General features: G+C 61.6%; 29 protein-coding genes and 2 riboswitches. Of the genes, 12 read left to right on the top strand and 17 right to left on the bottom strand.

Features of this window, described 5'->3' with window-relative positions; all coding sequences use genetic code 11:
• Positions 1 to 2: 2 nt before the first annotated feature.
• The 8 genes from ACFWAD_RS25675 to ACFWAD_RS25640 form a co-directional block, all read right to left on the bottom strand.
• Entirely contained in the window at positions 3 to 1,643 is a 1,641-nt protein-coding gene (locus tag ACFWAD_RS25675) for an ABC transporter substrate-binding protein (protein ID WP_378548942.1), read from the bottom strand.
• A 148-nt stretch (positions 1,644 to 1,791) separates the two neighbouring features.
• A complete protein-coding gene (locus tag ACFWAD_RS25670; protein WP_310504006.1) occupies positions 1,792 to 1,881 on the bottom strand; it encodes a putative leader peptide in 90 nt (29 codons plus the stop codon).
• Positions 1,882 to 1,889: 8 nt separating this feature from the next.
• A riboswitch (SAM riboswitch) is annotated at positions 1,890 to 1,984 on the bottom strand.
• A 17-nt stretch (positions 1,985 to 2,001) separates the two neighbouring features.
• The gene (locus ACFWAD_RS25665; protein WP_378548939.1) at positions 2,002 to 2,592 is read right to left on the bottom strand and encodes a GNAT family N-acetyltransferase; all 591 of its coding nucleotides are present in this window, start codon (positions 2,590 to 2,592) and stop codon (positions 2,002 to 2,004) included.
• Positions 2,593 to 2,600: 8 nt separating this feature from the next.
• Positions 2,601 to 3,710 (bottom strand): FAD-dependent oxidoreductase, encoded by a 1,110-nt coding sequence (locus ACFWAD_RS25660; RefSeq protein WP_378548936.1) that lies wholly within the window; start codon positions 3,708 to 3,710, stop codon positions 2,601 to 2,603.
• Positions 3,711 to 3,720: 10 nt separating this feature from the next.
• Positions 3,721 to 4,692, bottom strand: coding sequence for an ABC transporter substrate-binding protein (locus ACFWAD_RS25655; RefSeq protein ID WP_378548933.1), 972 nt, complete (start codon positions 4,690 to 4,692; stop codon positions 3,721 to 3,723).
• 34 nt (positions 4,693 to 4,726) lie between these two features.
• Positions 4,727 to 5,512: an amino acid ABC transporter ATP-binding protein gene (locus ACFWAD_RS25650; RefSeq protein ID WP_378548930.1), complete on the bottom strand. Its 786-nt coding sequence runs from the start codon at positions 5,510 to 5,512 to the stop codon at positions 4,727 to 4,729.
• A complete protein-coding gene (locus ACFWAD_RS25645; protein ID WP_378537264.1) occupies positions 5,509 to 6,483 on the bottom strand; it encodes an amino acid ABC transporter permease in 975 nt (324 codons plus the stop codon). Before ACFWAD_RS25645 ends, ACFWAD_RS25650 begins: the two co-directional genes overlap by 4 nt.
• A gap of 124 nt (positions 6,484 to 6,607) precedes the next feature.
• Positions 6,608 to 6,685, bottom strand: a complete 78-nt coding sequence (locus ACFWAD_RS25640) for a putative leader peptide (RefSeq protein ID WP_378537806.1) — start codon at positions 6,683 to 6,685, stop codon at positions 6,608 to 6,610.
• Positions 6,686 to 6,692: 7 nt separating this feature from the next.
• Positions 6,693 to 6,787: riboswitch (SAM riboswitch) on the bottom strand.
• 199 nt (positions 6,788 to 6,986) lie between these two features.
• Between ACFWAD_RS25640 and ACFWAD_RS25635 the strand changes: the two genes are divergently transcribed.
• The 8 genes from ACFWAD_RS25635 to ACFWAD_RS25600 all read left to right on the top strand — a co-directional run bounded on the left by ACFWAD_RS25635 (position 6,987) and on the right by ACFWAD_RS25600 (position 13,473).
• Positions 6,987 to 7,754, top strand: a complete 768-nt coding sequence (locus ACFWAD_RS25635; RefSeq protein WP_317552607.1) for a sulfite exporter TauE/SafE family protein — start codon at positions 6,987 to 6,989, stop codon at positions 7,752 to 7,754.
• 37 nt (positions 7,755 to 7,791) lie between these two features.
• Entirely contained in the window at positions 7,792 to 8,607 is an 816-nt protein-coding gene (locus tag ACFWAD_RS25630; RefSeq protein WP_378537262.1) for an HAD-IIA family hydrolase, read from the top strand.
• A 286-nt stretch (positions 8,608 to 8,893) separates the two neighbouring features.
• Entirely contained in the window at positions 8,894 to 9,451 is a 558-nt protein-coding gene (locus tag ACFWAD_RS25625; RefSeq protein WP_378548927.1) for an alternate-type signal peptide domain-containing protein, read from the top strand.
• A gap of 4 nt (positions 9,452 to 9,455) precedes the next feature.
• A complete protein-coding gene (locus ACFWAD_RS25620) occupies positions 9,456 to 10,022 on the top strand; it encodes a hypothetical protein (protein ID WP_378548924.1) in 567 nt (188 codons plus the stop codon).
• Positions 10,019 to 10,660, top strand: coding sequence for a signal peptidase I (locus ACFWAD_RS25615; protein WP_378548921.1), 642 nt, complete (start codon positions 10,019 to 10,021; stop codon positions 10,658 to 10,660). Before ACFWAD_RS25620 ends, ACFWAD_RS25615 begins: the two co-directional genes overlap by 4 nt.
• A 28-nt stretch (positions 10,661 to 10,688) precedes the next feature.
• A complete protein-coding gene (locus tag ACFWAD_RS25610) occupies positions 10,689 to 11,246 on the top strand; it encodes a SipW-dependent-type signal peptide-containing protein (protein WP_378548918.1) in 558 nt (185 codons plus the stop codon).
• A 65-nt stretch (positions 11,247 to 11,311) separates the two neighbouring features.
• Positions 11,312 to 12,877: a signal peptidase I gene (locus ACFWAD_RS25605; protein WP_378548915.1), complete on the top strand. Its 1,566-nt coding sequence runs from the start codon at positions 11,312 to 11,314 to the stop codon at positions 12,875 to 12,877.
• Complete coding sequence (locus ACFWAD_RS25600) at positions 12,877 to 13,473, top strand: alternate-type signal peptide domain-containing protein (RefSeq protein WP_378537248.1); 597 nt, start codon at positions 12,877 to 12,879, stop codon at positions 13,471 to 13,473. The genes ACFWAD_RS25605 and ACFWAD_RS25600 overlap by 1 nt, the downstream gene beginning before the upstream one ends.
• 56 nt (positions 13,474 to 13,529) lie before the next feature.
• On the opposite strand, the gene ACFWAD_RS25595 is transcribed toward ACFWAD_RS25600, so the two are convergent.
• Genes ACFWAD_RS25595 through ACFWAD_RS25585 form a run of 3 tightly spaced genes read right to left on the bottom strand, consistent with a single transcriptional unit; the run spans position 13,530 to position 15,650 of the window.
• Positions 13,530 to 14,753, bottom strand: a complete 1,224-nt coding sequence (locus ACFWAD_RS25595; protein ID WP_378548912.1) for an O-succinylhomoserine sulfhydrylase — start codon at positions 14,751 to 14,753, stop codon at positions 13,530 to 13,532.
• A complete protein-coding gene (locus ACFWAD_RS25590) occupies positions 14,750 to 15,178 on the bottom strand; it encodes a rhodanese-like domain-containing protein (RefSeq protein ID WP_378549210.1) in 429 nt (142 codons plus the stop codon). Before ACFWAD_RS25590 ends, ACFWAD_RS25595 begins: the two co-directional genes overlap by 4 nt.
• A 46-nt stretch (positions 15,179 to 15,224) precedes the next feature.
• Positions 15,225 to 15,650 (bottom strand): hypothetical protein, encoded by a 426-nt coding sequence (locus ACFWAD_RS25585; protein WP_378548909.1) that lies wholly within the window; start codon positions 15,648 to 15,650, stop codon positions 15,225 to 15,227.
• Between the two features lie 230 nt (positions 15,651 to 15,880).
• Between ACFWAD_RS25585 and ACFWAD_RS25580 the strand changes: the two genes are divergently transcribed.
• Entirely contained in the window at positions 15,881 to 17,278 is a 1,398-nt protein-coding gene (locus tag ACFWAD_RS25580; RefSeq protein WP_230816290.1) for an FAD-dependent oxidoreductase, read from the top strand.
• Between the two features lie 109 nt (positions 17,279 to 17,387).
• Positions 17,388 to 18,227, top strand: coding sequence for an amidohydrolase family protein (locus ACFWAD_RS25575; protein ID WP_378548906.1), 840 nt, complete (start codon positions 17,388 to 17,390; stop codon positions 18,225 to 18,227).
• On the opposite strand, the gene ACFWAD_RS25570 is transcribed toward ACFWAD_RS25575, so the two are convergent.
• From ACFWAD_RS25570 to ACFWAD_RS25545, 6 genes are all read right to left on the bottom strand, one after another.
• Positions 18,131 to 18,613 (bottom strand): DUF456 domain-containing protein, encoded by a 483-nt coding sequence (locus ACFWAD_RS25570; protein ID WP_378548903.1) that lies wholly within the window; start codon positions 18,611 to 18,613, stop codon positions 18,131 to 18,133. The two genes, ACFWAD_RS25575 and ACFWAD_RS25570, sit on opposite strands and share 97 nt — an antisense overlap.
• Positions 18,610 to 19,845 carry a formate-dependent phosphoribosylglycinamide formyltransferase gene (gene purT, locus ACFWAD_RS25565; protein WP_378548900.1) on the bottom strand — a complete coding sequence of 412 codons (1,236 nt, stop codon included), beginning with the start codon at positions 19,843 to 19,845 and terminating at the stop codon, positions 18,610 to 18,612. Before purT ends, ACFWAD_RS25570 begins: the two co-directional genes overlap by 4 nt.
• 40 nt (positions 19,846 to 19,885) lie before the next feature.
• Positions 19,886 to 21,391 (bottom strand): diguanylate cyclase, encoded by a 1,506-nt coding sequence (locus ACFWAD_RS25560; protein WP_378548897.1) that lies wholly within the window; start codon positions 21,389 to 21,391, stop codon positions 19,886 to 19,888.
• A gap of 261 nt (positions 21,392 to 21,652) precedes the next feature.
• Positions 21,653 to 21,805, bottom strand: a complete 153-nt coding sequence (locus ACFWAD_RS25555; protein WP_378537228.1) for a hypothetical protein — start codon at positions 21,803 to 21,805, stop codon at positions 21,653 to 21,655.
• 361 nt (positions 21,806 to 22,166) lie between these two features.
• Positions 22,167 to 22,289 carry a hypothetical protein gene (locus tag ACFWAD_RS25550; RefSeq protein WP_378537226.1) on the bottom strand — a complete coding sequence of 41 codons (123 nt, stop codon included), beginning with the start codon at positions 22,287 to 22,289 and terminating at the stop codon, positions 22,167 to 22,169.
• Between the two features lie 223 nt (positions 22,290 to 22,512).
• Entirely contained in the window at positions 22,513 to 22,635 is a 123-nt protein-coding gene (locus ACFWAD_RS25545; RefSeq protein ID WP_378537223.1) for a hypothetical protein, read from the bottom strand.
• Positions 22,636 to 22,955: 320 nt separating this feature from the next.
• Here ACFWAD_RS25545 and ACFWAD_RS25540 point away from each other — a divergent pair, with 320 nt between their 5' ends.
• Together ACFWAD_RS25540 and ACFWAD_RS25535 are read left to right on the top strand one after the other, a co-directional pair.
• Positions 22,956 to 24,689 (top strand): ABC transporter ATP-binding protein, encoded by a 1,734-nt coding sequence (locus tag ACFWAD_RS25540; protein WP_378548893.1) that lies wholly within the window; start codon positions 22,956 to 22,958, stop codon positions 24,687 to 24,689.
• Positions 24,686 to 26,752 (top strand): ABC transporter ATP-binding protein, encoded by a 2,067-nt coding sequence (locus ACFWAD_RS25535; RefSeq protein WP_378537216.1) that lies wholly within the window; start codon positions 24,686 to 24,688, stop codon positions 26,750 to 26,752. Before ACFWAD_RS25540 ends, ACFWAD_RS25535 begins: the two co-directional genes overlap by 4 nt.
• Positions 26,753 to 26,776: the final 24 nt, after the last annotated feature.

Genomic DNA, 26,776 nt, shown 5'->3' with positions numbered 1-26,776 from the left:
GATTACTTACCCGACAACCATGCGTCGTAGAACTGCAGGCGTGACGAGGCTTCGAAGTTCAGATCCTGAACACTCGATCCGGCGCCGATGGCCTGCGAGAGCTCGATCGTGGGGATGGAGAGCCCACGGTCGAGGATCAATTCCTGAGCGGTGGAGACCAGTTCGCCGCGCTGACCGTTGTCCGTGGCTGCGAGCTGGTCGGTGAGAACCTTGTCGAGCTCCGGATCTGCGCCGCGACGATTGAGGTTGCGGCCCTCGGTGCTGAACGACGCCCGCAGGATGTCGGCGTCGGCCCGAGTGCTGTTGTAGTACAGCGAATCGTAGTCACCCGACACCCCCTTCTCGGTCCATTCACCGTTCGAGACCAGATTGAGCTGCAGGTCGACGCCGACCTTCTTTAGCTGCTGCTGCACGAGCTCGAGAATGGCCTGATTACCCGAGAACACCGGGCTGAACGTGACGCTGAACGTGAGCTTCTGCCCGTCCTTCTCGCGGATACCGTCGCTTCCGGTCTTCCAACCGGCTGCGTCGAGAAGCTTCGCCGACTTGTCCGCGTCGTAGGTAACGACACTGGATTCGTCGCTGTAGAGCGGAGTGGTGTGAGCCAACGGGCTCGTTGCCGGGAAGAACGACGGATCAAGAACGGTGTCGACGAGTTCTTGGCGGTTGATCGCCGGAATGATGGCCTGGCGGACGGCCTGATCAGCGAGTACTCCACGACTGACGTTGGGCTGGAAGAAGAAGCTCACGCCCGGGTTGGGCCGGGTGAGGATGCGTCCACCGGCGCCCTCGATCTGCGGTGCGTCCTGTGGAAGCGCGTCGCTGACCGCATCGAGCTGGCCGGAAGCCACACTGCCCGCGCGCACACCGGATTCGGGGACCACGGTGAAATCGACGCCGTCGAGGTAGGCCTCGCCCTGATGCGCGACTGCGTCCGACGCCCAGTTGTATCCCGCGCGCTTGGCGATCTTGACGCTCTTGTCCTGCTGCCAGTCGGTGTACACGAATGGACCGGAAGCGATCACCGCTGCACCGGGGCAGCGCTGCTCGGATGCCAGTGCGGTGGTGGAATCGGCGAGGATTCCGAGCTGCGGCGTCGAAGTTGCTTGCAGGAACTGAACATTGGGCCCGGAGAAATTGATCTTCGCCGTGTGGGCGTCGACGACGTCAGTACCCGTGTACGAGGACAGGTAGCTCTTCGCCAACGACGCGTTCGGCCCGAGGTTCTTGACCGAGTCGAAGGTCTTCTTGACCGAATCCGCCGTCACCGGTGTGCCGTCACTGAAAGTGACATCATCGCGAAGGACGAACGTGAAGCTCGCGGCATCGGGGCTGATCTCCCAACTCTTGGCGAGCCACGGGGTGATCTCGCCGGAGTCGGGATTTTGATCGGTCAGCGAATCCACCACGGTGCGAGTGACATACACGGTCTGGTTGCTGCCGGCCTGGGCCGGATCGGCGCACGTCGGCGCCTGCGAGAGGCCGTAACGAAGGGTTCCGCCGGACTGCGCGGGACCCGCGTCGGCACCGCTGCCGCTTCCGTCGCTGCTGCAGCCGGCGAGGACGGTTCCGAGAACCGAGACAGCACCGATACCGGCAATGACGGTCGCGCGTTTGCGGGCACCGAATGAGGGCGAAGACACCAAGAACTCCTAAAGAGGCATGCCGAAGAGCGCACCCGTCGCCGTGAAGCAAGAAGCTCCGAGAAGGCGATCGAGCGCGAATCACTTGTGCAGAGAAGAGAAAACAGACTTGTCGACGACTCGCCTGAGCGTGAAGGACTGACCGAGGTCAGTTGGTACAGAAAGATCCCGCGGTGCGGCACAGGTCTACGTGACGACGCGACCAGGCGGTATCGAAACCGCCTTCGACTGCCTTCATTTCGTGTTCCTCCATCGGTCCTGGCGGTAGCACCCGCACCCGATCACTCGGGGGGTTGCTGCGACTTCAATGAGCCAGGTCTCTCGGTCGCTCTGGATGGTCGTTCGCAAGTGTACGAGGTTAAACCCGGGTGTTGTCAACCCGGTCGGTAGGAATTGCTGCTCGGGTCACATTTTCGAGCACCCGAAGTTGTTTCTCGAACGGGTGGACGCCCACTTCTTCGGGCGAGAGTGAAGCGTCGTAGAGCGGTGCGTATCCACTGGACAGGTACAGCGCGACAGCCTCCGGTTGCCGAGGGCCCGTCGTCAGGAACACCCGGTTGTATCCGCGAAGCTCGATCTCTCGTTCCAACTCGCGAACGACGACCTTGCCGAGACCACGCTTCCGATAGTCGACCGATGTCCAGATTCTCTTCAATTCCGCAGTGGTGGAATCGAATTGGCGAAATGCACCACCGGCAATCGGCACATCCTCGTGGGTGAGCACCAGCAGCGCCCCCTGCGGGTACGCAAATTCTTCTGCCGGGTACGTGGTGAGATCCGCGAGCATCGCTTCGCGAGTTCCGCCGTATCGCGAGCTGTATTCGAGCGCCAACTCCGCGATCAGTGGAGCCGCCAAGGGATCGTCCTGCGATACCGAGTAGACCTCTACCGCGCCGATGCCCTCGACCTGCCGGGTCCCGAGCTCCAGTGCCACAACACTTTCCTCCATGAATCTGGTCAACGCTCCCCTAGCCGAAAAACTTCCGGAGCGAGAGCGGTTCCCTCGACGAGGTTCGATACAAGGTCACCCAGGGCCGGACCGAATTTGAATCCATGACCCGAGAATCCCGCCGCGACCGTGACGGCGCCGACTCGGTCGATGACGAAGTTACTGTCCGGCGTGCTCGTGTACAGGCACGTGATCGACTCGACGTGGGTGGAATCAACGCCGGGCAACCACGACTCGGCGTACTCGACCAATCGTTGCTCTCCGTCGACATCAGGGGTGTAGTCGCGGGTCTGTGGAGTCACGACCGGCCCGGTCGCGTGTTCGCCGATCTTGATGCCGTCCTCGGAACCGAGTCCGTAGATCCCCGCGGTCTCCAGCTGCGCACCCGTGTGGTGAACGAAACTCGGCCACTCGACTCCCGGGTCCAGCGGTGCAAAGTGGGCCGGTTGTTCCTGCGTCGTGCGCAGCGCCGGGAGCACGATCTCGGAACCGAGTCCGCTGTCTGCGATCAGGTCCGCAGTCCACGCACCGGCCGCGATCACGACCTGACGAGCCGCGAGCGTTCCGCCGTCCGTCACCACGTCCACGCCGTACGACGCTCGCGCGAGTGCCAGTACCCGAACGTCGTGACGGACCTCGGCACCGGCGAACACCGCTCCCGCTTTCAGCGCGGTCACGGCGCGGTCCGCGTGCAACCGGCCTGCATCGGGGTGATGGAGCACGGTGGTGTCGAATCGCAACCCCGGCCAGCGGGCGGACGCCTCGGCAGGAGTGAGGATCTCACCCTTGATGCCGGCCTCGACCAATATCTGCGCCTTGGACTGCACTGCCTGCGGCAGACCGTGATCGACGGCACCGGTCAGTTCCAGGAACCCGATGTCCGTGGTGGACTCCAACTCCCGCCACAGTGGCAGCGCGTCGGCCGCCAATCCTGTGTACAGGTGATTGTCGTAGGCCTGACGGTAGATGCGCGAAGTACCGTGCGATGCACCGTGCTTGTGCCCCGGCCCGAACTGTTCCAGCTGTACGACGCTGTGTCCGCGCGCCGCGAGCCGCCATGCGGCGGAGGACCCGACGAGTCCTCCGCCGATGACGATCACATCGAGAATCTCACTCATGGACGAGAGCTCACTTGGTCTTGGGAAGGCCGGGCGGGTTGATCAGAGACTTGTCGACGGCTTCGCTGGTGATGTTCCAACGCTCGAGGATCTGCTTGTACGTACCGTTCTCGATCGTGTGGTTGATCGCGTCGTTGACGGCCTTGATCAACCCGTTGTCCTTCTTCACCAGCACCGCGATCTGTCCTTGCAAAGTGTCGCCGGCACCGGAGAACTCACCGACAACCTCGGTTTCACCCGACTGCTTGGCGTGGAACTGCGACGACGGGTTCGGGCCGAAGTAGGCGTCGATTCGGCCGGACTGCAAGGGGAGGTAGTAGTCGGTGGTGTTCTGGTAGTAGGAGATGTCGGTGGGCGCCAGGCCGGCCGCGACGTTCTGCTCACTCCACTTGACCAGCAGTGCTTCCTGATTGGTACCAGAGGAGACGGCGATCTTCTTGCCGGCGACGTCCTTGGGTTCCTTGATGGAGATCCCGGCGCCCTTCTTCGCTTCGAAGGCGAGGGTGTCGAGTCGGTAAGTGGCGAAGTCGTACTTCTCCTTACGCTCCTCTGTGACAGTCACATTGGAGAGGAAGGCGTCGGCCTCGCCGGAGTCGATGCGGACGAAGTTCTGTGCCCAGTCCGCTGTCTGCAGGTCGACCTTCAAACCGAGAACGTCACCGATCAGGTAGGCGAAGTCTGTCTCGGAGCCGATGAGGGTGGTGTCGTCGTCGGCGTAGAAGCGAAGCGGCGGAGCGGAACCGGCACTACCGGTGACTCGCAGCGTGCCGCGATCACGAATGTCCTGAGGAACCTCGGCGGCGATGGCATCCACCTTGTCGGTGGTGATGCGATTCTGGTCGGCGGTGAGGTTGTAACCCGCGGCCGCGGTGACCTGGGCGCCGTCGGACTCGGCGTCAGCGCTGCTGCACGCAGCGCTGAGCAGTCCGACGGTGGCAAGAGCCGAGATCAGAAAAGTCGCGCGACGGGATGGGGAGAACATCAATTTTTCCTTCCGGGAATGAGTCTGGGTCGCGTCAGAGGACGAGGGAGAGAAACGCTTTGGTCCGTTCGTGAACCGGATTGTCGATCACCTGCGACGGCGGGCCCTGTTCGACGATGACGCCGCCGTCCATGAAGACCGCGGTGTCCGCCACCTCCCGAGCAAATCCGACCTCGTGCGTGACGATCACCAAGGTGGCGCCGTCGCGGGCAAGCTGGGCAAGAACTTCGAGGACTTCGCCGACCAACTCGGGATCGAGCGCCGACGTCGGCTCGTCGAAGAGAATCACAGCCGGACGCAGTGCTAGCGCTCGCGCTATCGCTACGCGCTGTTGCTGGCCACCGGAGAGCTGGCGGGGATACTCGTCGGCCTTGTCTCCCACTCCCACTCGCTCGAGCAGAGCACGGGCTTCGCGGTAGACCTCGTCACGGTCTCGTTTCTGGGCCGAGAGCGGTGCTTCCACCACGTTCTCCAGCGCAGTCAGGTGCGGAAACAGGTTGAAGTTCTGGAACACGAATCCGATATGTGAACGCTGCTTCAGGATCTCGCGGTCACGCAGTTCGTGAAGTCGATTTCCCTTGCGCCGGTATCCGATCAGTTCTCCGTCGATCCGTACGGTCCCGCGGTCGACCTTCTCGAGGTGATTGAGGGTGCGCAGCAAGGTGGACTTACCGGAACCGGACGGTCCGAGAATGACGGTCACTTCGCCCTTGCGAACCAGGAGATCAACGCCGGCAAGTACTTCCAGCGTGCCGAACGACTTGTGGATTCCGCGCGCTTCGACGGCGTACACCGTCTCTTCGGCCAATTCTGCGGTCATCGGGTCGCACCTCTCGGAATATCGAGACGCGCGTCACGAATCTCTTCGAACTTCTTGCGCGCCTTCTGGATCGGAGTCAACGGAAGGGCTCGGGCGGATCCACGTGCGTAGTGGCGCTCAACGTAGTACTGACCGATCGAGAGCAACGTCGTGAGGATGATGTACCAGATTGTGGCGACCATCAGCAGGGGCACAACTCGTCCGTTGCGGCCGAAGATGACCTGCACCTGGTAGAACAGTTCGGCGATCGCCATGGTGGAGACGATGGACGTTCCCTTGAAGAGTCCGATGACCTCGTTGGCGGCATTGGGGAGGATCGCCCGCATCGCCTGCGGGAGAATGATCTTGAAGAACTGGCGACTGCGCGGAATACCTAGCGAGTGAGCTGCTTCGATCTGACCGTGATCCACCGAGATAATTCCGGAGCGGATGATCTCGGCCGAGTACGCGGCCTGGTGCAGTGCCAAACCGATGACTGCTGCAGTGAATCCGCCGATCACACCGCTGACCTGGAAGGTGAAGAACTCCGGTCCGAAAGGTATTCCAAGAGAAAGGGTCTGGTACAGGTACGTGATGTTGAACCAGAAGAGCAGCTGCACGATGAGCGGAATCGAGCGGAAGGCCCAGATGTAGGTCCAGGCGATCACCTGCAGGACCGGGTTCTTCGACAACCGGCCGAGTGCCAGGAAAACACCGAGCCCGAATCCGAGGATCGTCCCCCACAGGGTCAGTTTGATCGTCATCCACAACGCGGCAAGCACCGATTTCGCGGTGAAGTACTGCGCGAACGTCGGCCAGTCCCAGCCGGGGTTGACGACGAGGCCGTGAATGAATTGAGCAAGCAAAACCAGCACGACCGCGCTGATCACCCAGCGCAACGGGTGCCAGGTACGAGCAACGACAAGTTCCGAGTCGGGAAGCTGCGGCTCGGCCACCGACTTTTCGGGGCGGACATCGGTGGGCGCGCTCACGGCGCACTACCTGACGGAGTGGACATCACGAATAGACCTTTCGGGAAATGGGAACGCAGCTGTGTTCTCGAGGTGGCGTACTCGAGTTGCGAAGACGACGACAGTTCGGTCGGTGACAGTGAGGTCAGAGACAGTGACACGAAGCGGTGCGGCACAGATCGATGTGACGACGCCTGTGCGCAGCGTGCGAAGTGGAACCCATGTGATGCCTTCCATCGGTCCTGGCGGTAGCACCCGCTCCCGATCACTCGGGGGGTTGCTGCGACGTCGACGAGCCAGGTCTCTCGGTCGCTCTGGATGGTGAGCAAAGACTAGACGCGAAATCCCGAGTCGTCAAATGTTGTATTTCCCTGCACTGCAAGGGAAATGAAGGTCGCTTCATGTTGAAATCGCACTGATTTCAACGGTGTCCGAAACCTTGGTCGCCGTGTTCAATGGAGTGTTCGAATCGAGACCGGGACCGCCGTCCGGACTGACTTTTCCTCTGCCGTACCGTCTGCGGAGTGAGTGGAATCGACGCTTTCTTCATCTTGTTGGCCGGCATCGGTGCGGGCGCGATCAATGCCGTCGTCGGCAGTGGAACGCTGATCACGTTTCCCACCCTGGTCGCCTTCGGGATGCCGCCGGTGACCGCGACCATGTCCAACGCGGTCGGGCTCGTCGCCGGCGGGGTTTCGGGCACGTGGGGATACCGGCGTGAGTTGTCCGGGCAGTGGGATCGTTTGAAGTGGCAGATTCCCGCGTCGCTCGCCGGCGCACTCCTTGGTTCGTGGTTGCTCATGCACCTACCCGAGAAACTGTTCGAGACCATCGTTCCGGTGCTGCTGATCCTGGCTCTCGCACTTGTCCTCCTCCAGCCACGTATCCAGGCGTGGGCGAAGAAGCGTTCCACCGAAGAGACGACGCTGTCCACCAAGAGGCTGATGCTCCTGACCGCGGGCACCTTTGCCGTCGGCATCTACGGCGGCTACTTCACCGCCGCGCAGGGCATCCTCCTCATCGGTGTGATGGGTGCCATCCTCCCGGAAACCCTCCAGCGCATGAACGGCGCGAAGAACCTGCTCTCACTGCTCGTCAACATCGTCGCGGCCGGAATGTACATCACTCTGGCCTTCGACCAGATCAATTGGGCAGCAGCGGGTTTGATCGCTGTCGGCTCACTCGGTGGCGGCGTTTTGGGCGCCCGCTACGGACGACGCCTGTCCCCCACTGCACTGCGATACACGATTGTCGTCGTCGGCCTGATCGGCTTGTGGCGTCTTCTCGCTTGACCGCCCACATCTGGCGGCACCCGCACATACTGGAGATATGACCAGAACAGACGATCAGACCGGTTGGACCTACCTCATGGACATGGACGGGGTTCTCGTCCACGAGGAGCACTTGATACCCGGAGCAGACACGTTCCTGGCAGAACTGGCGTCGAACGACATTCCGTACATGGTGCTCACCAACAACTCCATCCGCACCCCGCGTGACCTGCGAGCACGCCTCCTCAATTCGGGACTCGACATCCCGGAGAAGTCGATCTGGACGTCAGCGCTCGCTACCGCGACCTTCCTGGCCAACCAGCGTCCGGGCGGCAGCGCCTACGTGGTCGGTGAATCGGGCCTGACCACTGCACTGCACGACATCGGCTACGTCCTGACGGACAGCGACCCCGACTACGTCGTCCTCGGAGAGACGCGCACGTACTCCTTCGAGGCGATCACCACGGCCATCCGCCTGGTCGAGCGTGGATCGCGGTTCATCGCCACCAACCCCGACGCCACCGGACCGTCGCGCGACGGCTCTCTCCCGGCCACGGGCTCGGTCGCCGCTCTCATCACCAAGGCAACCGGACGCGATCCCTACTACGTCGGCAAGCCCAACGCCTTGATGATGCGGTCCGCCCTGCGGTCCATCGGCGCACATTCGGCCAACACGTTGATGATCGGCGACCGCATGGACACCGACATCGTCTGCGGCCTCGAAGCCGGACTGCAGACGATTCTGGTGATGACCGGAATCTCGACCCGCGCGTCGGTGGAGCTCTACCCGTACCGCCCGACCATCGTCCTCGAGTCGGTCGCGGATTTGGTCGGAATGACAACCGATCCATTCCGTAGCAACGCAAACAATTGAAGGAATTGTCAAAAGAATGGAAAGTTGGTAATTAACTGGTAAAAAACAGCGAGTTTGCCAGGATCCGACTCGTCCCGTTTGTCCAACTGGACAAACAAACGGTTTTCTTCGCACCAAAATTACATACTGATAGTTATCCGCAGGTCAGAGCCACTTTCAATTCTCCAGAGAATGTGGATCACAGTCGAAAAAGAAATTTTGGAAAAGTAGTAACGAATCGTTTGCCGTGGCTGATACTCATGTCTGAACGACCCATTTCGGGTCCCAGACATGAAATGAGATTTTCATGAAGAAGCAGACCAAGGGCGCGATCGCTGCTGCGGCGGCCGGTGCCCTCCTCCTCGGCGGTGCCGGCTCGCTCGCAGTGTGGAGCGATTCGGCCGATGTCAGTGGCGGCGGACCCGTCACGTCCGGCGCACTCGACCTGAGCGCTTGCGCACCGGTTGGCGGCGGTTGGAACTCCCTCAACCCGACGAAGACCGCGATCACCAATATTTCGGCCTACCGCATCGTCACCACTGAGAGCATCGAATACACCTGCGACGTCACGGTGACTGCAGTCGGAGATCGCCTCGCCGCTGTTCTGACCGCCGACACAGCCGGAATCGTTCCAGGTGCCAACAGCGCCGAACTTGCCGCGGCGGTGCAACCGGTTACCACGATCAAGGATGCAGGTGGCAACCCGATCTCCCAGATCACCAAGGTGCAGAACAATACCGTCGTCCACGTCGGGGTCCGTCTCAACTTCACCGATGTGGCCAACCAGGTCGCGCAGAACCAGTCGCTGAACTTGTCGGCACTGAAGCTGGTCGTCACTCAGACAGCACTGACACCGGCCCCGTAATTTCATGAGGAAAAAGGTCTGGGGAGCGATCGCAGTCGCGGTGGCTGCTGTAGCGGTGTTCGCATCGTCGCAGCAGTCGCTCGCGCTGTGGTCCGATTCGGCGAGCGCGAATGGCGGCACGGCAACTGCCGCCAGCGTCAACCTCACGGTTGGTACCTCTACCGGAACCAGTGCGGCGTACCCATTGTCAACGCTGACGACCGGAATGACTCTGGTAGTTCCTGGTAATACGGTGCAAGCGCCGCTGACAGTCAAAAACTCGGGAACCGACCCCTTGCAATGGCGAATGCAGGCGACGACACTACTGACCGAATTCACCCTGACCACATACGGAGTCGCCAACGAAGGCGCCTGCCCGGCTGGAGTGAACACAGCGGCCCCGGCAGTCACCCCCCTGATATCGGGTTCGATGAACGCATCGCTGCAATACCCGGTTTCACCGGCGTACATGCCGAGTCCGCTGGCCTCGAACGCAACTTACGTCCTGTGTTTACGGCTCACAGTAGGAACTCAGTCGGTCTCCGGAGCAACAAACACCGCTACCTTGACGTTCCAGGCAGGTCCGGTATGACAAAGCACTCCACGAAGCGCGAACATACCGGCCCGCTCTGGTGGATCACCTCGATCGTCAGTTGGACACTGCTGCTGGCAATTTCGGCGGTTATCGTCGCGACGATCGTCGTCCCCTTCTTTGCCGGAGCGCAGCGCTTCACGATCCTGACCGGTTCGATGCGCCCGACGTACAACCCTGGATCACTGGTAGTCGTCAAACCTGTCGATCCGTCCGAACTGGGGATCGGTACACCTATTACGTACCAGCTGGAATCGGGTCAGCCGACCGTCGTCACGCACCGGATCATCGCCACAAGTGAAAACCAGAAGGGTGAACGAACTTTCATCACCCAAGGCGACGCGAACGGTGAACGCGACGAGAAAGAAGTACGGCCAGTACAGATCCGGGGAAAGGTCTGGTACAGCCTTCCGTATCTCGGCTACGTCAACACTTGGCTCACCGGAGAGCAGCGCACCGTGATCGTGGTGATAGTCGTGACGGCACTACTGCTGTACGCGGCCTACATGATGATCAGCGGCATCCGTGACGGCCGGAAGGAGCGAGCTCGCGCCCGATTGGCTCCTGGCCCTGCACCTTTCGAGCCCATTGACGCCGCCAAGATCGAGAAAGGCCAGCACGATGCCCTCGCACCCTGACCGTCCGGCTCACCGGTTTCGTCACTTGTTGACCAGCACGCGCTTTCGCGCGCTGCTCGCTTTGGGGATGGTGCTGGGTGTCGGCGGTGTGACCACACTCGCAGCCTGGACATCCTCCGCCACGGCAACCTCGGGCAACATCACGACCGGGTCGATCAATCTGAACTTGAACACCACAACGCAACCCGAGCTGACCACAACACTGAACTTCAGCCAACTCGGCAAAACCGGGATGATTCCGGGAGATTCGAACACCGCGATCCTCAAGGTCAACAATGTCGGTGCTGGGGCGACCCTTCCGCTGAAGTACACGATCACATCCACGAGCAACGGTGCGTTGACGACCTTTTTGCGGATGACGGTGTCGTCGAACGGAACTGTGGCAAACAAGTGTGCCGACGGAACCAATGTGGTGTCCTCCTTACCCCTGACACTGACTTCGAATCAGGCTGTCGGCACCGCCGACCGCCCGCTGGCGGCCGGGGCTACCGAGAATTTGTGTGTCTCCGTTCAGCTTCCCGCGAGCCCCATGCCGCCGAAGAGCAGTTCTTCGAGCATCGTCCTGACCTTCACGGCAAAGGTGTGAGCACAGTGGCCCAACACACGAAGTCACCCTCGAACACTTCAAAGCCCCGCCGCGTTCAGGAGGTCTTGCTTACCCTCGGTGCCCTCGCCGGACTGGTATCGATAGTCTTCTTCGTCGCCGGTCTGGCTTTTGGTATCACTCCTTTGATCTTCAAGAGCGGATCGATGTCTCCCACGATCGATACCGGTGCATTGGCATTCGCGCGTACCGTGCCCGCATCCGAAGTTCAGGTCGGTGACATCGTCAGCGTGTACGACAGCCAAGGCGTTCGAATCACCCATCGCGTCGAAACGATCGAGCAGCAAGGCAACAACCTTGCAATCGCAGAACTGCGCGGTGACGCGAATTCTGTCTCGGATCCGGACCCCTATGTGATCACTGAGGCCGATCGAGTCCTCTTCAGCGTGAACCGACTCGGCTACGTCGCCGTGTGGTTGTCAGGTTCCAGCGGCTTTGTTCTGGGCACGATCGCAATATGCGGTCTTGTCTATGTTGCCTTTCGTCCCCAGAGAACGGGCCCACGATCCGGCGACGATGCCCCGGACACTGCAACTGAGGGGACCTTGGCGAAACACCCGAGGAATGCGCGGGGCGACTCTCATGCTCTCAAGTCGATAGTCGTGTTGGCGACGGTCGGGCTCAGCGTAGCTGGCGCGACCAACGTCGGCGGTACGCAAGCCGCATTCACCGGCATGGCGACTGCAGGTACGGCTCAATTCCAAACCGCGGCAACGTTCCCCGCGCCAGCGGTCGCTCCCACATCGGTGTCGTGCGCGACCGTAGGATTTCTGGTTGCCACGGGAGTCGATATCTCCTGGCCTGCCGTCAGCGGGAATTCGTATCGGCTGATCGTGCGAAATCCCACTACCAATGCGATTCTCGGATCGAACGACTACACGGCATCATCGACAGTGGGCACAGTGCGGTACGGCTCACCCAATGGTATGACGGTTCCTTTCAATCTCATCGCCGGCCTGTATAATGTCGAAGTCCACGGCTTGAGCGGAAGCAACGTCACCACCGACTACGCAGGATTCCAGTTCGGCATTCTTTTGACATTGCTCTATTCGTGCAACCAAGCGATCCCGTACACAGCGGGTGCCGCTGCAGCCCGCATCGCCGCATCGCCCCCGGCGCCAGAAACCACAACGCCGTCTGGCACGGCTACAACATCCGTAACCTCACCGGCTCCAACCGTCACGACTGAGCCGAGCGCATCGCCAACCTCACGAACTGCAACACCTACCGGCTCGACTGCGCCCTCGACAATCACCTCGTCACCGCCCATAACTACTCCGTCGACAACGACAACGACAACGACGACCGTGCCACCAATCACGACCACTCCGAGCGAGGTCCCCGTCGGCGCCCCGGTGACTACTCCCGGTCTCAGCGCACAGAAGCTCTCGACTACCAGTGGAACCGTTGTGTCCGTGTCGAATTCATCAGGCACTGAAGTCTATCGAGGTACCGTCGACAGCGACGCTGTCCTGCATTGGCTCACCGGTACCGATCAGTTGTACGTGATCACCACGTCCGGAGTCTCCGTCATCGACAGTTCAACGGGAGTCTGGGCCGAATCTCCTGCCCCGAGCGAACTTCCGGACGAGATCAAGGCGCTGGTGCCCTGATGAAAAAGACGACGAAAGCTGCCATGGCAGTCGCCGCGGCCGGTGCTGTACTGCTCGGTGGTTCGGGGACATTGGCGAAATGGACGGACAGTGCGACGCTGACCAGCGCCGCTGTGCAGTCCGGGACTCTCGATCTAGGTGCATGCGTGACCACGAGCGGCGGTGGCTGGTATTCACAGATCTACGTCAACGCGCCCACCAACCCGAATCCACTCGTGCCTATCCCGAACATCACTACCTATCGACTCAAGCCTGGATTCAACTACACGTATTTCTGCGATTCGAAGGTCTTGGCCACCGGTCCCCGGTTGAGAGCCAATGTGACGGTCGACAAGACCAAGTTGAGTGGCGGGCTCGCGACCGCCAGTGTCGATCTCCGCACCTACGTCACCGATCAGAGCAACAATCTGCTGTACGACAGCACAGCGCCGACGCCGAACCTCATCCCAGTCACGTCGGCATTGAACAACACCAACCTGACGGCGCAGGTGCTGTTCACGATCTACCCGAGCGATACCACGAGCTCAGGACTCACACTGAATACGACGGCGTTGACAATCGACGTCAAACAATTGGGACTCACGCCCGCGCCGTAGAACGCCTCGCCCAACTAAGATCGAGGAAGGCGTTCCACGGGTTGCGTTCTACGGCTTCAGCCGAGGGCCCGCTTCAGATCAGCCAACAGATCGGCAGTGTCTTCGAGCCCCACGGACAAGCGCACGACGCCATCCGTAATACCCACTGCTGCGCGGCCTTCCGGCCCCATGGCCCGGTGCGTCGTCGTGGCTGGATGGGTGATCAAGGACTTGGAGTCACCGAGGTTGTTGGAGATGTCGATGACGCGCAGGCCGTTGAGAACCTCGAATGCCCGCTTCTTGCCCTCACCGTCGGGGGCGTTGAGCTCGAACGTGACAACGGTTCCACCGCCGCTCATTTGAGACTTCGCGAGCTCGTGCTGTGGGTGCGAAGTCAGGTACGGGTACTTGACCCACTTGACGCCGGAGTGCCCTTCGAGGAATTCTGCGATCTCGAGGGCCGAAGCCACGGAGTGCCGAATGCGGACCGGCATCGTCTCGAGGCCCTTGAGCAACGTCCACGCATTGAACGGGCTGAGGGCAGGTCCGGTGTGCCGCATCAGTTCTCGAACGGGACCGCTGATGTACTCCTCGGTTCCGAGGATCGCGCCGCCGAGCACGCGGCCCTGACCGTCGATGTGCTTGGTACCGGAGTACACAACGACGTCGGCGCCCAAATCGAGGCTACGCTGCAGCAGCGGTGTGGCGAAGACGTTGTCCAGCACTACCTTTGCACCGGCTGCATGAGCAAGCTCCGACACCCGCCGAACGTCGACGAGGGACTGCATCGGGTTGGACGGCGTCTCGAAGAACACCGCCGTGGTGGGCACGGACAGCGCCTCTTCCCACTGCGCGTTGTCCTCGCCGTCGACAAAAACGACCTCGACGCCCCAGCGCGGGAGGATCTCGTTGCACACCACGAAGCAGGATCCGAAAAGGCTGCGCGCGGCAACCAGTCGGTCGCCGTTGCCCAACAGCGCACCCAACGCCGTGAAGACGGCCGACATTCCGCTGGCCGTCGCAAAGCAGGCTTCCGCGCCTTCGATCAGACGCAGACGTTCTTCGAACATCTTGACCGTCGGGTTGCCGTAGCGGGAGTAGACAAAGTGATCCACCTCGCCGGTGAAGGCTTGTTCGGCGGCTTCTGCACTCTCGTAAACGAATCCGGAGTTGAGGAACAGCGCTTCGGACGTCTCCTCGAACCCGGTACGCATCAGTCCGCCGCGAACACCGAGAGTGCCGAGACCGACGTCGTCCGGCAGCGATCGTTGAAATGCGCCACCCTGGGGAATTCCGCTCACTGCTGCCTCCATGGCAAGCCGATGGCCCGCCAACCTACAAGTCCGCGATGTCCGTCGGCACCCAATGCGCCTTCGAACCCGTCGAGCACGTTGAACGACGGGCCGATGCCCGCCGCAGTCGCAGCTTCCGCCGCACCGATGGAACGCTGTCCGGATCGACACAGGAAGATCACCGGACGCTCCGACCCGGAGGAATCGGCAGTGATGCCGGCTTCCTTCAACTGGTCGACGAAGTTGTCATTGCGCGCGCCGGTCGGGTGGCTCACCCATTCGATCAGTGTGGCCTGCTTGCCGAGGGAGGAAACATCGGGGACACCGACGTACTTCCACTCCGCATCGGTCCGCACGTCGACCAGCACGGCGTCGGGGTTTTCGCGGAGCAGCTCCCAGGCTTGCTCCGGCGTCAGATCGCCTGCGTAACTCACGTAGTCCATGTTTTCACAAGACTGCCGTGAGCGCCTGAGTGGGCCGTCAGTTACAGACGACCCAGCGGTTGCCGTCACGGGTCAGTGCCCAATTCGAGACTCGATCGCCCGCTCCGCCACCGGTGATTGTCACGTCGGCCCTGCCGCGATCGCCGTTGACCTCGACCTTGTCCACACCTTTGAGTTCGACGGTCCCGTCCACGCCGGCCAGCGGACCAGTGCTCGAATTGAAGCTCGCGCAGGTCAGGGTCTTGATCGTTTCCGCATCATCTCGGTTCTCGGCATCGACGTAGTCGGTGACGGAACGGCTCACACGGTCGGACTCGGTGACGTTCTCCTCGGCCGGCGAAATCCACGACGCGACAAAGATGCCACCCAGAATCAAGGCGACGATGGCGACAGCCAAGAGAAATGGCCCCGCAGACGCCTTCTTGCCATCGATGTTGTCGGATTCGCGAAGCTCGTCACTCATAGTGCCAATACTCCCCCACAACTTGAAATTGTGGCCCGCCAAGGATCAGGCCCCTACCCCGAATACCCGAGACAACGGGAGAATGGGAAGAAAGAATAGGTTTACCCACAACCGATCGAGTGAGAGTGTGGATCCGTTCGGCCGCAACCGAGGCACTGTGCTTAGGTTCGGCTAAATTGGATACTTGTCGATATGTTGTCCGAACTTCGAAGAAGGTAGCTGTCCTCACGATGACTGACTCCAACCGCCCACTCCGGGTCGCGATCGTCGGCGCCGGCCCCGCCGGCATCTACGCCGCCGACGCCCTCATGAAATCCGACACCGCAGTCTCCGGCCGCGGCGTCAGCATCGACCTCTTCGAGCGCATGCCCGCGCCCTTCGGCCTGATTCGTTACGGCGTTGCGCCCGATCATCCGCGCATCAAGGGCATCATCACCGCCCTGCACAAGGTGCTCGACAAGCCTCAGGTACGCCTGCTCGGCAACATCGACTACGGCACCGACATCACCCTCGACGACCTGCAGTCGTTCTACGACGCAGTCATCTTCTCCACCGGCGCCAACGCCGACCGCGCACTCGGCATCCCGGGTATCGAACTCGACGGCAGCTACGGCGCGGCCGACTTCGTCTCCTGGTACGACGGCCACCCCGACGTACCGCGTACGTGGCCGCTCGAAGCCGAGAAGGTCGCCGTCCTGGGCGTGGGCAACGTTGCACTCGACATCGCCCGCGTCCTCGCCAAGACCGGCGACGAACTTCTGCCCACCGAGATCCCCGCGAACGTCTACGAGGGCCTCAAGAACAACAAGGCCGTCGAGGTTCACGTCTTCGGACGCCGCGGCCCGGCCCAGGCCAAGTTCACGCCTCTCGAACTGCGCGAACTCGACCACTCGCCGACCATCGAGGTCATCGTCGACCCCGAGGACATCGACTACGACGAGGGTTCCGAGCAGGCTCGCCGCAACTCCAAGCAGGTCGACATGGTTGCGAACACCCTGCAGGACTGGGCAATTCGCGACGTCGGAGCCCGCCCCCACAAGCTGTTCCTGCACTTCTTCGAATCTCCCACCGAGATCCTCGGCGAAGACGGCAAGGTCGTCGGTCTGCGCACCGAGCGCACTCAGCTCGACGGCACCGGCAACGTCAAGGGCACCGGCACGTACAAGGACTGGGATGTCCAGGCCGTGTACCGCGCCGTCGGTTACCTCTCGCAGAACGTCACACAGTTGCCGTTCGACGACCAGGCAGGCACTGTTCCCAATGACGCCGGCCGCGTCGTCGCCGACGACAACGCCGAAGGCGCCGCCCGGTTCATGCCGGCCACGTACGTCACCGGCTGGATCAAGCGCGGCCCCGTCGGCCTCATCGGCCACACCAAGGGTGACGCCAACGAAACCGTCGCGAACCTCCTCGAGGATTCCGTCAACTTCGCCGGCGCCGCGAACCCCGACGAGAACGCCGTCATCGAGTTCCTCGAAGGCAAGCAGGTGCCGTACACGACGTGGCAGGGCTGGTACCGCCTCGACGCCCATGAGCGCAGCCTGGGTGAGCCCGAGGGCCGTGAGCGCATCAAGGTCGTCGAGCGTCACGACATGCTGAAGGCTTCCGAGCCCGACCGCACCAACTGAGTGCACAGAAGTAACTGAACACAAGCCATCCACCGGCCCGACGCGACTCAGGTCACATCGGGCCGGTGGTGTGTGCAGGGACCCAAGACAACAGGGCAAAATAGACTCCGTGTTTGACGCCCATGTGCATATCATCGACCCACGCTTCCCGCTGGTCGAGAATCACGGGTACCTGCCTGAGCCCTTCACCGTGGCCGATTACCGGGCACGAGTTGCCTCACTGAAGGGTCTGAGTGTGGACGGCGGAGCGGTAGTGACCGCTTCGTACCAGGGTAATGACCAGGAATACCTGAAGGCCGCACTGTCCGAACTGGGCGAAGGCTGGGTGGGCGTCACTGCTTTACCACTCGATGCGACGGACGAAGACATCGTCGCTCTGGACGCACTGGGGGTGCGCGCCGTCCGGTTCAACCTGCGCCGCGGCGCCACCGACCTGCGTCTGCTCGCCGATCTTGCCAACCGCGCATTCGATCTGGTCGGCTGGCACGCCGAGTTCTACGTCGATGCCACACTGTTGCTGTCGTTGGAACCTGTTTTCGCCAAATTGCCCGCGGTGAGCATCGACCATCTGGGGATGTCGACCCGGGGACTGCCGTATCTCCTCAACCTCGTCGACCGAGGCGTACGCGTCAAAGCCACCGGGTTCGGCCGCACCACTATCTCGGACGTCAGCGACGTGCTGCGCCAGATCCACGCGGTCAACCCCGCTGCGCTGATGTTCGGCACCGACTTACCCGGCACACGGGCACGTCGAGCGTTCGAGGTTCATGACCTGGACGTGATCGCCGACGCTGTCGGCGACGACCTGTCCGCGGTCATGTGCGACAACGCCCGCTCCTGGTACCGCTGCGGTCAGGTGAACGCGACGGCGCCCAGCCACAGCCCCGCGGCGATCAGTGCTCCGAACAGTTCCACCAGCATGGACAATCCGACTGCCTTCACCGCGTGAAGCGTCGACGACCAAGCGATGTCGTAGCGGCGCAGCCGCGCTAGTTCCGCGAAATACGTTCCGACGATGAATCCGAGGAACAACCCCACCACCGGGATCACGAAGAACCCGATGATGCCGACGACGCCGCCGACCACCACAGACAGGTTGGGCACTCCCCCGGACTTCATCCGCTTGCCGGGCCACGTGTACTTCACGATCCCGGTGACCACCAGCGCCAGCGTGGCCAATACGAACACCGTCCACGCCGTCGCGCCACCGGTCATGATCGCCCACACCAGAATCGCGCCGAAAACGAGGAGTGTCCCCGGGAGGATCGGAACGACGACTCCGATCAGGCCGACCAGGATGACCAGCCCGACGAGGACCTCGGCCACTGGACTCATCCGACCGGACGCACTTTCGACGCGGCCTCGCGGGCACGGGCGCGTGCGGTCGGGACGTCGGCGGCCGTCGAAACGGCAACACCCATGCGACGACGCGTGAAGCTCTCCGGCTTGCCGAAGAGCCGCAGGTCCGTCTCGGGAACCGCGAGAGCCTCTGCGACACCGTCGAATCCGATCCCCTTTGCCTCCACACCGCCGTAGATCACCGCCGACGCTCCTGGAGCCGTGAGTGTCGTGTCGACCGGCAAGCCCAGGATCGCGCGGGCATGCAGTTCGAACTCGGAAAGTCGCTGCGTCCGCAGAGTCACCAATCCGGTGTCATGCGGCCGTGGGCTCACTTCGGAGAAGAAGACGTCGTCGCCCTTCACGAAAAGTTCGACGCCGAAGATCCCTCGCCCGCCCAAAGCCGTGGTCACCTTCTCGGCGACGTCTCGGGCCGACGCAAGGGCAACCGCGGACATCTGCTGCGGCTGCCACGATTCGATGTAGTCGCCGGCCTCCTGCAGGTGCCCGATCGGCTCGCAGAACGACGTCTCGACCTCACCGCGCTCGCCGACGGCACGAACCGTCAATTGGGTTATCTCGTAATCGAAATCGACAAAACCCTCGACGATCACCCGGCCGTGATTCACACGGCCTCCGGCCATCGCGTAATCCCAGGCCGCGCCGAGATCTTCGGCGGATCGAACAGTCGACTGCCCCTTCCCTGACGAGGACATGACGGGCTTGACGACGCACGGGAAACCGATTCGGTCTGTCGCTGCCTGTACTTCGGCAAGCGAGTCCGCGAAAGCGTACGGCGAAGTGGGCAGGCCCAGCTCCTCGGCTGCGAGCCGGCGAATCCCCTCACGATTCATCGTGAGCTGAGTGGCCCTCGCAGTGGGAATGACCACTGCGCCTCCACGCTGTTCGACAAGTGCAAGCGCATCCGTCGCGATGGCCTCGATCTCGGGAACGACGAAGTGAGGCTTTTCCAACTCGATGACGGCAAGCAGCGCTTCCGGATCGGTCATGTCGACGGTATGCGCGCGATGAGCCACCTGGTGCCCAGGGGCGTCGGGATACCGATCCACCGCAATCACTTCGACGCCCAGACGCTGCAACGCGATGACAACTTCCTTGCCCAACTCGCCTGATCCCAACATCATCACGCGGATGGAGTTCTCGGTCAGTGGAGTCCCGAATCGGAGTGGAAGTGTCGGCAGGTGCGAAGGCGTCGAATCAAGCTGCATGGGTGCGACTATATGCCAATCCCGATGCAGGTCAGCGCAGTTATCGGCCGTCCACCACACCTTCGCGGTGAAAACCTTGCCTGATCGTTCGTGGTACGGCAGGTTTGCGATAGGTGCGGGTGACCGTGTCCGGCTCGGAATTCTGTTGCGGCAACGCGTCGTTGCCGACCTGGCGCACTTTCACGAGGTTGCGCCCGCCACGCTTGGCGTCGTACAGAGCCTCGTCCGCGACGCTCATGAGGGTGGTCAACGTCGGCGTCGCATGATCGACCCACGCGACTCCGACACTGACGGTGCTCGTCACGTCTGATTCAGCCGAGTACTCGACTTGCGCGCCGCGGACGGCCTCGGCGACGTCGACTGCTCGCGTGAAGCTGCAGTTCGGAAGCAGAATAGCGAACTCCTCGCCGCCGAGCCTTCCGATCAGATCTCCGTCGGACAATCGGGCAGCGGCCCGTTCGGCGAAGTTCGCGAGAACGCTGTCACCGGTCATATGTCCGTGAGTGTCGTTGATGCTCTTGAAGTGGTCCAGGTCGAGCATCAGCAGGCCGACCGGAGACTGTGTGCGGGCCGCATCGGCAAGTTCCGATTCCGCATGTCCGAGAAAGGCACCCCGCGAGAGCACCCCGGTCAAATGGTCGAATTCGACCGCGAGAAATAGTTCGCGCTCGGCAGCACGACGTTCCTCGGTCGCGCAGGCCACCGCGATCGGCCCCAACGCGATCAAGGTGACCGCAATGGACGTGATGACGTCCTCGTTCCAGCTCGAGGTGGCTTGGTCGCCGATGTCGAGTCGACCGCTACCCGCCATCATCAGCGACCACACCGACCAGACCACGGAAACGAACGCCGTGCTCGGAACCGAGATACGGGTCGCGCACCAAAGTAGAGCTGGGATAGGCAGGACCAGCGCGATCGGTCCTTCGATGTTGAGTGCGATCGGCACGCAGGCAGCGGTGGCCAGCAGGGGAACGCTCATCGTGGCCACGGTTTCGACAGTCAGTGTGCGGCGGAACTCGGCAAGGCTCGCGGGGATCGTGAAAGTGAGGATGAGTGGAAGAACGAGCAGGTACGCCATCACCTCCGTACTGCCCCAGTGCACAAAGGTGTAGGTGAACGACTGCCCACCCAGCACTTGGCCCAAGGCGCCCGCTGTGGCTGCGGTTGTAGTCGCCGCCGCGAACGAGACGAAAACCATCCACACCAGCGACTGCGAATCGACCAAGCGGAACGGAGTGCGTTTCAGGTAATGCAGAACAAGGACTCCGACCGTGACTCCGGCAAGATTCGCCCCGTTCAACTGCAGTGCGAGCGACAGGGAGTTGCCGGTTACCAGGTCAGCGCAGACGTATCCGACCGCCGCGGCGATCCACGTCGGCCACTCGATCAAAACCGGCCATCTGACCATCATCCCCAGCAGAATGGCGTTCGCGCACCAGAACGTCGCGAGCAAACCCGGTGGGCGTGTGAGGATGCCGATCAACGAAGCCACAAGCACGACGGACAGCACGGGGAGCAGGCGCAGAAAGCGACTTTTCCTTGCCATGCGTCACCTCGCGGTCGGCTACCTCGAAAGACAGGAGCACTGGACGTCGCGACACGTTTGCATGCCGTCGACGGTATGTCTGTATGTCGTCGAACCATCGTACGCAGGTGCCCTCACCCGCTGGCCTTCGTTCAATCGCCGAAAACACCAACTACGAAAGCCCCCGCAAATACGGGTGCCCTCCGACCACGAGAGTGGACAGAGGGCACCTGCTATGCAATCCGGAGTGCAGAGCCGATTGGACCTGCCGGAAAGGGACGACTATTCGGCGGATCCGCTGGAGAGACCCGAAAGCGAACCGGTGGACGAGCCCGAGCCCTTGCCCTCGCCGGACAGCGATTCGGTGGGAACGGACTTGAGGAAAGCTCCGAGCGCGGTGAGCAGGGGTCCGAGGGTGCTGAGTGATCCGAACATAGGAGTTTCTCCTGTATGTGAGGTGGTGTGATGTTCCAGCGCCAGACCGGCCGCAGGCGGTGACCGGAATGATTCGGGAACTCCTGCCGCACGGAAAGCGGAACCGCCCCCGAACAACATCCCGAGCTGTGATGTAGCGCACTACCTTGGCGCTGTGTGCATTTATAGACGGCCTACTCGCGCTTGTCTAGCTATCAGATAGCTACTCTCATAAACTCTCCGTAACACCTTTCGATATAAGTGCAGTTCAGCAGGCAAATCAGCAAATCAGATCGATTCGAAATGTGATCTAGCTCACAATGTTTATGCAAAAAGTGTGGCTCGCAGACAACTACGAGCCACACTTTCGGACAAACGGGACTTACTTGTCAGCTGCCGATCCGGTCCCGGGGGTGAGTGAGCCACCACCGAGAGCCGTGAACAGGTCCTTGAGTACCGGAATGAACGTCTTGACGACGCCGCTGAAGTCTTCGAGTGAACCCATGTCGGGTCTCCTTTTCTCGGGATGCAGTTGAAAGGGTTGGGGACCGAGAACTACTCGGCGGCAGAACCGGCCGAGCCTGAGGAATCTGCCGATCCCGCATTGAGCTTGGTCACGAACGCGAGGACGCTTTTGAGGAAGGCGTCGAGATTCTGGATCGAGGTCATGCGATTACTCCTGTGCTTGTTTCGAAGATGCCGGTGTTCGAACGTCAGATAGTCGAACGTCAGGAGTTCGAACTGGCCGAATCCAGACCCTGGATGGTCTTGAGCATGTTGACCAGGGGAAGAAGCTGGAGAAGGCCCCAGCCCATGCCGTTGGCCTTGAGAAGGTTTCCGAGGGATCCCATGTGTGACTCCTTGCATGAATATCTATGACGCGGCGCACGTTTTGTTCGCTCCGCCCCTTTTTAGCGAAGCTAAATACGTACGTCCAGTTTGTTTCTGTTCAAACAAGAACGTGACACATTGGGCCAATATGTAAATCCGCAGTTCAGGCGATGTGACCTGAATCCAATCTCGAACTCAAGTGTGTTCGAGATCACAGTCAATTAGGACAAAAGGATGCAATCGTCAGAGTCGGTGCCGACCTCGACCGCGATCTGTCATACCGTGTGCGTGTGATCAATCGCGAACGAGCGGCAACCCACGCAACTCACCGGGAACCGTCGTGTTAGCAAAACTCCTCAAGGCGTACCTACCGCCGTACCGCTGGTTGCTTGCCGGAGTCCTCGCACTTCAACTCTTCGGGGCCATCGCGTCGTTGGTCCTCCCCACGCTCAACGCGCGGATCATCGACGACGGCGTCGCCCGCGGCGACACCGGATTCATCATGTCCACCGGCGGGATCATGCTTCTGGTCTCGCTTGCGTCGATCATCGCGTCGGTCGCGTCGACCTATCTGGCCGCAAAATCGTCGATGGGCTTCGGCCACGACGTTCGAGGCGCCTTCTACAAGGCCGTCGGCAGTTTCTCGGATCGCGAATTCAACAGCTTCGGTGCGCCGACGCTGATCACACGAAACACCAACGACGTCCTGCAGATCCAGGCCCTGGTCATGCTGACGTCGTCGATGCTCGTCAGTGCCCCACTGATGTGTATCGGCGGCATCATCATGGCGCTGCGCGAGAACCTGCAGATGTCCTGGCTCCTGACGATTTCGGTCCCACTGCTCGGCATCACCGTCTCGGTCGTGGTCGCCAAGCTGATCCCGCACTTCCGGACGATGCAGACGCGGATCGACAACATCAATCGATCACTGCGTGAACAGCTCACCGGTATGCGTGTCATTCGCGCTTTCGTACGCGAACCTGACGAGACGATCCGCTTCGACAAAGCCAACAAAGAACTGACCGACACCTCGCTCCTCATCGGTCGATACCAGGCGGTTCTGCTGCCCACCGTCATGTTGATCGCCAACCTGTCGAGCGTCGCGGTGCTGTGGTTCGGCGCGCACCTGGTCGACACCGGAGACATGCAGATCGGGCAGATCAGCGCCTTCCTCGCCTACGTCATGCAGATCCTGATGTCCGTGATCATGGCAACCATGTTGGCCGTCGTGATTCCGCGCGCGGCCGTGTGCGCCGACCGCATCACGGAGGTGCTCGACACCGAGCCGACCGTGCCTGCGCCCGCCCAGCCTCTGCGCCCCACCAGTCCCTATGGTGTTGTCGAGTTCGGTGGAGCCGGATTCACGTATCCGGGAGCAGAAACGCCGGTCCTGTCGAATGTTTCGATGCGATGCATGCCAGGCACGGTCACCGCGATCGTGGGCAGTACCGGCAGTGGCAAATCGACCCTTGTCTCACTCATCCCCCGACTCTTCGACGTCACGGCCGGCGCTGTCCTGGTCGACGGCTTGGACGTCCGCGGCTGGGACCAGGACGAACTCTTCGCAAACTTCGGATACGTGCCGCAGAAGGCCTACCTGTTCGCCGGCACGATCGCGAGCAATATCCGTTACGGAAACCCGACCGCCACCGACGAAGACATCTGGGCAGCCCTCGCCATAGCCCAAGCGGACGACTTCGTCCGGGAACTTTCCGACGGCCTCGAGTCTCCGATCGCCCAGGGCGGCGGCAATCTCTCGGGCGGACAACGCCAACGTCTCGCCATCGCCAGAGCTGTGGTCCGCAGACCCCGGATCTTCGTGTTCGACGATTCGTTCTCCGCACTCGACATGCACACCGACGCTGCAGTCCGGCGCGAACTTCGCACGGTGTCGACTCATTCGACGGTCATCATCGTCGCGCAACGCGTCGCGTCCATCATCGATGCCGACCAGATCATGGTTCTAGAGGACGGCGCTCCGGTCGGGCTCGGCGACCATCAGTTCCTCTTGGCCAACTGTCCGACGTACCAGGAGATCGTGGCCTCCCAGATTCCCGCGGAGATGAGCGCATGACCAGCCCGCAGGACCCGACATGGGCTAGTCCCAACAGCCAGTACTTCGACGATGCGCCGACGGTGGTGTTCGCCAAGATCCCGAGCGAACCGGAATCCGCAGACGGCGAGGCGAAGTCGAGCAACCCTGAGAATCCCGACAAAGAGCCGAAGCCCGCGCTGACCGCGACGGACACCAAGCCACGCCACTTCAAGGCGACGATGAAGCGGCTTCTCTCACTTCTGCAGCCACACAAGTTTGCGGTCTTCTGTGTCGTCGTTGCGACGATCGCCAGCATCGCACTTTCCGTCGCAGTGCCGAAGATCCTCGGTCACGCTACGGACCTCATCTTCGCCGGGTTCATCGGCAAGAGCCTGCCCGCCGGACTGACCCGCGATCAGGCAGCAGAGGCGATCCGGGCATCGGGAAATTCGACGTTCGCCGACCTCGTCGCCAACTCGACCGACGTCGTTCCCGGTGTAGGTCTTAACTTCGACGCCATCGGCAACGTCGTCATGCTCGCGATCGGCGTGTATTTGCTCTCGTCGCTGCTGGCCTGGTTGGAAGCATTCCTCCTCAACATCATCGTCCAGAAGACCATCTACAACCTGCGCGCCTCGGTCGAGGCGAAGCTTCACCGCCTGCCGCTTCCGTACTTCGACAAGACGCCCCGCGGCGAGATCCTCAGCCGCGTCACCAATGACATCGACAACATCTCGTCGACGTTGTCGTCGACGTTGACCTCGCTCCTGACGTCGGTGCTCACCGTCCTCGGTGTCCTGACGATGATGTTCGTCATTTCTCCGATGCTCGCCCTGATCGCGCTGATCGCCGTGCCGATATCGGTACTGCTCGTCGCCAGGGTCGCCAAGCGCGCACAGGTCTTGTACAAGGCTCAGTGGACCGAGACGGGCAAGATCAACGCACAGATCGAGGAGAACTACAGCGGTCGCGATCTGGTTCGCGTGTACGGACACCAGGCCGAAGCCGAGCGTGAATTCGCCGAGCAGAACAAGAAACTGCTCGACGCGTCGTTCGGCGCACAGTTCCTCTCCAGCCTGATCATGCCGGTCATGAACTTCGTCGGAAACATCACCTACGTGCTGCTCGCGGTGGTCGGCGCGCTCAAGGTCGCCAGCGGCAACATGTCGCTCGGTGACGTTCAGGCGTTCATCGTCTACTCACGTCAGTTCAGTCAGCCGCTCACGCAGATCGCGTCCATGTCGACGAGTCTGCAGTCCGGAGCAGCCTCGGCCGAGCGGGTCTTCGAGCTGCTCGACGAGCCCGAGCAGTCACCCGACATCGACGTGCCGCTACTTCCCGAGCCTGCCGGACGCCATCGCAACGTCGGTCACATCGAGTTCGAGAACGTCTCGTTCCGTTACGAGCCGGACAAGCCGCTGATCGAGAACGTGTACCTGACGGCTCGGCCAGGGCAGATGGTCGCCATCGTCGGACCGACCGGCGCCGGCAAGACCACCCTGGTCAATCTGCTCATGCGCTTCTACGAAGTCGACTCGGGCCGAATCACTCTCGACGACGTCGACATCTCGCACATGCGTCGCGCAGACCTGCGCAAGCACGTCGGCATGGTTCTGCAGGACACGTGGCTTTTCGGCGGCACGATCCGCGACAACATCGCGTACGGCCGACTCGACGCCAGCGAATACGAGATCCACGAAGCTGCACGTGCTGCCTTCGTCGACCGCTTCATCCACACGCTCCCGGACGGGTACGACACCGTGCTGGACGAGGAAGCGTCGAACATCAGTTCCGGCGAGAAGCAGCTCATCACGATTGCCCGAGCCTTCCTGTCGGAGCCGTCGCTGCTGATCCTCGACGAGGCGACCAGCTCGGTCGACACACGTACGGAACAACTTGTGCAGCAAGCAATGTCCGCATTGCGCGTCGGGCGTACCAGCTTCATCATCGCGCACCGACTGTCCACTATCCGCAACGCCGATCTGATCGTCGTGATGGAGGCGGGCAAGATCGTCGAGCAGGGCACACACGACGAACTCATCGCAGCAGCGGGCGCGTACTTCCGTCTCTACAACGCCCAGTTCGAGGGTGCCGCCGTCTAGTGATCGGCGCCTCCCTCGGCGGAC

This window comes from Rhodococcus sp. NPDC059969 (assembly GCF_042738325.1).
GTDB lineage: Bacteria > Actinomycetota > Actinomycetes > Mycobacteriales > Mycobacteriaceae > Rhodococcus_F.
This window is presented reverse-complemented; position numbering and strand designations above follow the sequence as displayed.

Excerpts from the sequence above, each read along its gene's own strand:
- purT (WP_378548900.1), bottom strand. The coding sequence starts at position 19,845 with ATGCAGCTTGATTCGACGCCTTCGCACCTGCCGACACTTCCACTCCGA.
- ACFWAD_RS25615 (WP_378548921.1), top strand. The coding sequence starts at position 10,019 with ATGACAAAGCACTCCACGAAGCGCGAACATACCGGCCCGCTCTGGTGG.
- ACFWAD_RS25630 (WP_378537262.1), top strand. The coding sequence starts at position 7,792 with ATGACCAGAACAGACGATCAGACCGGTTGGACCTACCTCATGGACATG.
- ACFWAD_RS25620 (WP_378548924.1), top strand. The coding sequence starts at position 9,456 with ATGAGGAAAAAGGTCTGGGGAGCGATCGCAGTCGCGGTGGCTGCTGTA.
- ACFWAD_RS25670 (WP_310504006.1), bottom strand. The coding sequence starts at position 1,881 with ATGAAGGCAGTCGAAGGCGGTTTCGATACCGCCTGGTCGCGTCGTCAC.
- ACFWAD_RS25580 (WP_230816290.1), top strand. The coding sequence starts at position 15,881 with ATGACTGACTCCAACCGCCCACTCCGGGTCGCGATCGTCGGCGCCGGC.
- ACFWAD_RS25655 (WP_378548933.1), bottom strand. The coding sequence starts at position 4,692 with ATGTTCTCCCCATCCCGTCGCGCGACTTTTCTGATCTCGGCTCTTGCC.
- ACFWAD_RS25535 (WP_378537216.1), top strand. The coding sequence starts at position 24,686 with ATGACCAGCCCGCAGGACCCGACATGGGCTAGTCCCAACAGCCAGTAC.
- ACFWAD_RS25555 (WP_378537228.1), bottom strand. The coding sequence starts at position 21,805 with ATGTTCGGATCACTCAGCACCCTCGGACCCCTGCTCACCGCGCTCGGA.
- ACFWAD_RS25625 (WP_378548927.1), top strand. The coding sequence starts at position 8,894 with ATGAAGAAGCAGACCAAGGGCGCGATCGCTGCTGCGGCGGCCGGTGCC.
- ACFWAD_RS25640 (WP_378537806.1), bottom strand. The coding sequence starts at position 6,685 with ATGGGTTCCACTTCGCACGCTGCGCACAGGCGTCGTCACATCGATCTG.
- ACFWAD_RS25570 (WP_378548903.1), bottom strand. The coding sequence starts at position 18,613 with ATGAGTCCAGTGGCCGAGGTCCTCGTCGGGCTGGTCATCCTGGTCGGC.
- ACFWAD_RS25600 (WP_378537248.1), top strand. The coding sequence starts at position 12,877 with ATGAAAAAGACGACGAAAGCTGCCATGGCAGTCGCCGCGGCCGGTGCT.
- ACFWAD_RS25665 (WP_378548939.1), bottom strand. The coding sequence starts at position 2,592 with ATGGAGGAAAGTGTTGTGGCACTGGAGCTCGGGACCCGGCAGGTCGAG.
- ACFWAD_RS25650 (WP_378548930.1), bottom strand. The coding sequence starts at position 5,512 with ATGACCGCAGAATTGGCCGAAGAGACGGTGTACGCCGTCGAAGCGCGC.
- ACFWAD_RS25585 (WP_378548909.1), bottom strand. The coding sequence starts at position 15,650 with ATGAGTGACGAGCTTCGCGAATCCGACAACATCGATGGCAAGAAGGCG.
- ACFWAD_RS25545 (WP_378537223.1), bottom strand. The coding sequence starts at position 22,635 with ATGGGATCCCTCGGAAACCTTCTCAAGGCCAACGGCATGGGCTGGGGC.
- ACFWAD_RS25660 (WP_378548936.1), bottom strand. The coding sequence starts at position 3,710 with ATGAGTGAGATTCTCGATGTGATCGTCATCGGCGGAGGACTCGTCGGG.
- ACFWAD_RS25560 (WP_378548897.1), bottom strand. The coding sequence starts at position 21,391 with ATGGCAAGGAAAAGTCGCTTTCTGCGCCTGCTCCCCGTGCTGTCCGTC.
- ACFWAD_RS25550 (WP_378537226.1), bottom strand. The coding sequence starts at position 22,289 with ATGGGTTCACTCGAAGACTTCAGCGGCGTCGTCAAGACGTTCATTCCG.